Consider the following 3,633-nt stretch of genomic DNA (forward strand, 5'->3'; position numbering starts at 1 on the left):
GCCGCGAGCAGGCTGTCGCGGTCGGGGAAGTGCCGGTACGGCGCCGCGGAGCTCACCCCGACGCGGCGGGCGACCGCGGCGACCGAGAACGCCGCCAGGCCGCCCTCGGCGATCAGGTCGAGGGCGCCGTCCACCAGCGCGGCCGCCAGATCGCCGTGGTGGTAGGAGGTCCGGCCCGGCTCCGTCACTGCCGCCTCCGGTCCCGCCGCCTGGACGTCTGTGCACCATACAATCGAAGTGAGTGCCCTCTTACATTGTGGGACCGGGGTGCCGGTCCCGGGGGTGTTCACCCGTTCTCGTCCGCGTCACACCGTGATCATGACAGCCTTCACCGCCCTCCCGCGGCGCACCCGCCCGGAGGCGGCGAGGGCGCGAGGGAGTTCCATGGCCACCACCGCAGCGCTGGTTGTCCCCACCGCGGGCGCCAAGTTCGAGCGCTCGACGGTCGAGCGCCGCGAGCTGCGCGATCGTGATGTCCTCATCGACATCAAGTACGCCGGCATCTGTCACAGCGACATCCACCAGGCCAAGGAGGAGTGGGGCCGAGGCACCTACCCGCTCGTTCCCGGCCACGAGATCGCCGGTGTGGTCGCCGCGGTCGGCCCCGCGGTGACGAAGCACGCCGTCGGCGACCGGGTCGGCGTGGGCTGCTTCGTCGACTCGTGCGGCGAGTGCGAGGCCTGCGCGGCCGACGAGGAGCAGTACTGCCTCAAGGGCGCGGTGCCGACGTACAACGGCAAGGGCTACGACGGCGAGACCACCTACGGCGGCTACAGCCAGAGCGTCGTCGTCACCGAGCACTTCGTCGTGCGCATCCCCGAGGCGCTGCCCTTCGACGCGGCGGCCCCGCTGCTGTGCGCCGGGATCACCGTCTACTCGCCGTTGCGGCACTGGAACGCCGGTCCCGGCACGAAGGTCGCCGTCGTCGGCATGGGCGGGCTCGGCCACATGGCGGTCAAGATTGCTCACGCGCTCGGCGCCGAGGTGACCGTGCTCAGCCAGACGCTGAGCAAGCAGACCGACGGCCTGCGCCTCGGCGCCGACCACTACTACGCCACCGGCGACAAGGCGACGTTCAAGACGCTGCGCCGCTCGTTCGACCTGATCATCAACACCGTGTCAGCGAACCTGCCGCTGGACGCCTACCTCGGCCTGCTGCGCATCAACGGCACGATGGTCAACCTGGGGGCGCCGCCCGAGACGAGCTCGTTCAGCGTGTTCTCGCTGCTGGGCGGGCGGCGCAGCCTCGCCGGTTCCAGCGTCGGGGGCATTCGCGAGACCCAGGAGATGCTCGACTTCTGCGCCGAGCACGGCATCGCCTCGGAGATCGAGCTCATCGGGGCCGACGAGGTCGACGAGGCGTACGAGCGGGTGCTGCGCAGCGACGTGCGCTACCGGTTCGTCATCGACATCGCCACCCTGACCCAGGAATAGCCCCGGACCCAGCGGTAGATGAGGCCGTGGCCGTCCGGCCGTGGCCGCATCGGCCGGCCGCGCTGACCTGCACCTCGACCCGGCGCGACCGAAAAAGAGCCAGGATAACTTCATCGTCGACATTATCCTTGGCATTATTGTTTTCCAGGTCCCAAGAAATATTGACGCCGATTTTCCCGCGCGCTATTTGTTTACATGAGATTCACAGCGCGCGCCGTTTCGACCTCGCCCTGGCCGCTACGATTCCTTTCGGGTTCGCCGCACGGCACCCGCCCCGGCCCACCAGCCGGAACGAAAGTCGTAGGCCAGCCACGCGATTGCCGACCGCCCAGCAGCGGCCCGCAACGTCGATCCGGAAATGAGGACCTCATGCCATTCGTCATCACCGCCGGGTGTATTGATGTGAAGGACGGCTCCTGCCTGGAGGGATGCCCGGCCGACTGCATCTACGAGGGCGACCGCAAGATGTACATCAATCCGGACGAGTGCACCGACTGCGGCGCCTGCGCAGTCTCCTGCCCGGTCGGCGCGGTCCTCAGTGACGACCGGATCAAGGCGAAGGACCAGGAGTTCCTCGACAGCGAGGCGGCGTTCTTCACCGACGTCCTCCCGGGCCGGGACGAGCCGCTCGGCGAGCCCGGCGGCGCCACCCGTCTCGGCAAGATCAAGGCCGACACGCCCTTCATCGCCAGTTACGTGAAGTAGGGCCCCGCGGGCGGCCCGGCCCTCCCCCCGGTCGGGCCGCCCGCCACACGGTCTGCGCCACCCGTCGCCGCGGTCACCGGAAGAGTGCATTCCCCGTCATGGCCGATCCCACCCCGGCATGTTTGTGGCCGGACGAATCGTGCGCATTGCGCGGCAACCTCGTGGATGACGCGGCGGCGGCCGTCGAACACGTGGGTCACCGTCCTTTCCCTGGTGGCGCGAGATCGCGGCGGTCGTTCCCGGACGTCGACACGGTCCGGGCGGCCGGGGAGTTGGTCAGCGGACGGTACGTGAGATCGTCGTCTCGTCCGGTGCGGGTGAGCAGCCCGGTGAGCGGCGGGCGCGTTGTGGCGGGGAGCAGCACGACGTCGAGCAACTCGGCGTCCTCGTTCGACCAGGTCAGGGCCGCCCACATGCCGTGACGGGCGGCGAGCACGTGGAACTGTTCGGGATCGGGTGCCGCGTCGGCGCGCGGTCCGCTGTGCAGCCGGCGGTTGGGGACCCCGGTCACCCGCAGCGGCGCCGGGACGTCCGTCGCCATGAACCGGGACAGCTGGTCGAGGCTGGTCAACTGGGAGCCCCAGGCCACGGCCGGGATCGCCATGACCGATCGGACCTCGGCTGGGACTTCGGCTTCGGCTTCGGCTGGGGCTGGGGCCGTCGACAGCACGACGTCGTAGCGGTAGCGGGTGAGCTCGTTGTGCGCCCGGCCGCGTTTCACCCGCAGGTCGACACCGACGATCTGCGGCCGGTCCCGGGCCAGGGAGTCCCACAGGGCCGGGTCGACGAGCAGCTCGGTCTCCTCGGCGCCGGCCACGGCCGCCGCCGACGGTGCGTGCTGCCTGACGGCGGCCCGCAGATGATCGTGCAGCCGCAGGTTGCGCACGTCGCCGACGAAGATGTGTCCGCCGGGCGTCAGCAGGCCCAACGCGACGTCGAGGACCTCGGTCAGGTAGTCCCGGCTGGGGAAGTACTGCACGACCGAGTTGAGGATGATCAGATCGTAGCCACCGGTGCGCAGGCCGTCGGTGACGTGGCCCGGCTGCGCGCGCAGCTCGACGCGGCGGTGCAGGGCGGGACGCTGCTCGCGCAGATCCCGGTCGAGGGCGTCGAGCGCCACCGAGGACAGATCGGTGCCCGTGTAGTGCTCGCAGTGCTCCGCGAGCGGCACGAGCAGCGCGCCGCTGCCCACTCCGATCTCGAGCACCCGTCGAGGCCGGTACTCCCGGATCCGCGCCACGGTGGCGTCGCGCCACTCCCGCATCTCGTCGACGGGGATCGGGGTGCCGTCGTAGCTGGAGTTCCAGCCGGTGAAGTCCGCTCCCACTGCCGGGCGATCGGTGCCGGTATGGGCGTGGTCGTAGACCGCCCGCCAGGTCTCGATCCAGGCCAGGTCCTCGACGCTCGGTCCGTCGACCGTCTCGCCGGCGCAGGGGGCGGCTGGTCCGCCGGCCGCGCGCGCGGCCGGCGCGCCTGCGGGTCGAGCAGCGGAGC

The 3,633-nt window shown here is 70.5% G+C and carries 5 protein-coding genes; 3 read left to right on the forward strand and 2 right to left on the reverse strand.

Annotated features, from left to right (window positions below; translation table 11 throughout):
* Nucleotides 1–188: helix-turn-helix domain-containing protein (locus ND748_RS27925; protein WP_251749180.1), on the reverse strand; the 188-nt coding region annotated here is incomplete at its 3' end.
* A 196-nt stretch (nucleotides 189–384) separates the two neighbouring features.
* On the opposite strand from ND748_RS27925, the gene ND748_RS27930 reads away from it, so the two are divergent.
* The 3 genes from ND748_RS27930 (at nucleotide 385) to ND748_RS27940 (ending at nucleotide 2,139) form a co-directional block, all read left to right on the forward strand.
* A complete protein-coding gene (locus ND748_RS27930; protein WP_251749181.1) occupies nucleotides 385–1,434 on the forward strand; it encodes an NAD(P)-dependent alcohol dehydrogenase in 1,050 nt (349 codons plus the stop codon).
* 40 nt (nucleotides 1,435–1,474) lie between these two features.
* Nucleotides 1,475–1,633, forward strand: a complete 159-nt coding sequence (locus tag ND748_RS27935) for a hypothetical protein (protein ID WP_251749182.1) — start codon at nucleotides 1,475–1,477, stop codon at nucleotides 1,631–1,633.
* Nucleotides 1,634–1,803: 170 nt separating this feature from the next.
* Complete coding sequence (locus ND748_RS27940) at nucleotides 1,804–2,139, forward strand: DUF362 domain-containing protein (RefSeq protein ID WP_251749183.1); 336 nt, start codon at nucleotides 1,804–1,806, stop codon at nucleotides 2,137–2,139.
* 196 nt (nucleotides 2,140–2,335) lie between these two features.
* Here the strand turns inward: ND748_RS27940 and ND748_RS27945 are convergent.
* A partial coding sequence (locus ND748_RS27945; RefSeq protein ID WP_251749184.1) for a bifunctional 2-polyprenyl-6-hydroxyphenol methylase/3-demethylubiquinol 3-O-methyltransferase UbiG occupies nucleotides 2,336–3,633 on the reverse strand: 1,298 nt, incomplete at its 5' end.

Source organism: Frankia sp. AiPs1 (assembly GCF_023716945.1).
Classification (GTDB): domain Bacteria; phylum Actinomycetota; class Actinomycetes; order Frankiales; family Frankiaceae; genus Frankia.